Origin of the sequence: Variovorax boronicumulans (assembly GCF_029892485.1) — a bacterium.
In the GTDB taxonomy this organism is placed as follows: domain Bacteria; phylum Pseudomonadota; class Gammaproteobacteria; order Burkholderiales; family Burkholderiaceae_C; genus Variovorax; species Variovorax boronicumulans_B.
The window spans coordinates 1-1,397 of the sequence record NZ_JARXVG010000046.1 but is presented as its reverse complement, the minus strand read 5'-3'; the positions used below and the strand labels follow the sequence as shown (position 1 = coordinate 1,397).

General features: G+C 62.3%; 2 protein-coding genes. One reads left to right on the top strand and one right to left on the bottom strand.

Annotated elements, in window-relative coordinates; genetic code table 11:
- The first annotated feature begins 81 nt into the window (after positions 1–81).
- Positions 82–1,125, top strand: coding sequence for an IS110 family transposase (locus M2282_RS31005; RefSeq protein WP_280812603.1), 1,044 nt, complete (start codon positions 82–84; stop codon positions 1,123–1,125).
- 50 nt (positions 1,126–1,175) lie between these two features.
- Here M2282_RS31005 and M2282_RS31000 read toward each other — a convergent pair.
- On the bottom strand, positions 1,176–1,397 hold a 222-nt coding region (locus M2282_RS31000), incomplete at its 5' end, for a hypothetical protein (protein ID WP_280812602.1).

The following is a 1,397-nucleotide window of genomic DNA, read 5'->3' as shown; positions in this document are numbered from 1 at the left end:
AGCATCGGTGATCGGGCGGGTTGATTTGACCTGCGGAGTTCTCTTCCTAGACTCGTAAATCCACTACGAAGGAGAGCCTGAATGACCTATTTCACCGGAATCGATGTATCCCTGAGATCCGTCTCGATCTGCGTCGTGGACGACCATGGCGAAGTCTGTCGGGAGGCCAAGGTAGACGCGCACGTCGACGTCATCGTCGACTGGCTGCATGCCTTCAGTCCAGAACTGAAGTCCGTTGGCTTCGAGGCCGGCGCGCTGAGTCAATACCTCACCTACGGCCTGCAGGCCGCAGGCTTCGAGGTCATCTGCCTGGAGGCCCGACGCGTGAAGAACACCCTGGACGCGATGCGCAACAAGACCGACCGCAACGACGCGCGCGGCATCGCCCAGATCCTGCGCACCGGTTGGTACAGCCGCGTGCACATCAAGAGCCTGCACAGCCACCGCGTGCGTGCGCTGCTGGCCAGTCGCAAAGCGATCCTGGCGAAGTGCGTCGACCTCGAGAACGAACTGCGCGGTCTTCTGCGCGTGTTCGGCATCCGCCTGGCCCCGCGCGTGGGCCACGGATCGTTCGACACTCAGGTGCGCCAGACCTTCGCCGATGACGAGATGCTGTCCTGCGCGCTCGTGCCGCTACTTGACGCGAGGACCGTGCTCTACAAGACCTACCTGAAGCTGGACAACGCGGTCAAGGCGCTGACCAAGGCAGATCCGCTGTGCGTGCGGCTCATGTCCATCCCGGGTGTGGGGCCCGTGACGGCACTCACCTTCAAGTCAGCCGTGGACGATCCCGCCCGGTTCAAGGCGTCGCGCACGGTGGCAGCCCACTTCGGCCTGACACCCAAACGGTACCAATCCGGCGAGATGGACAACCCTGGTCACATCTCGCGAGCTGGCGATGCCGATGTGCGGTCGGCGCTCTATGTAGCGGCGCACTCGCTGCTCACGCGCAACGCGCAGTGGTCGTCGTTGAAAGCCTGGGGAATGCGGCTTGCCAAGACAAGAGGCCATCGACGTGCGGTGATCGCTGTGGCGCGCAAGCTGGCCGTCATCCTGCACCGCATGTGGGTGGATGGCTCCGAGTTCCGATGGGGAGCTCAGGAGCCTGTCGCCGTGAAGGCGTGACTGTGCGGGTCACGTGCATTAACTGACGAAAGGAATCGAGGATTGAGCGTTCAGGTGTAGACGATGGTCCGGATGAAGCCGTATATGACTGCTGCGCTGCAAAGCGCGTCCAAAAGCGTGGCTCTCCGCTCCGTCTGACCAATGCGTGCAGCGCCGACCTTCGGGCCGGGACCGACTGCGTAGAGAAGCGTGAACTGCACCGAGACGTTCTGTTCAACGAAACCAAAGTCCGAGATACTCTGCGCTTGACAAAACGGCCCGATCAGAGAAGC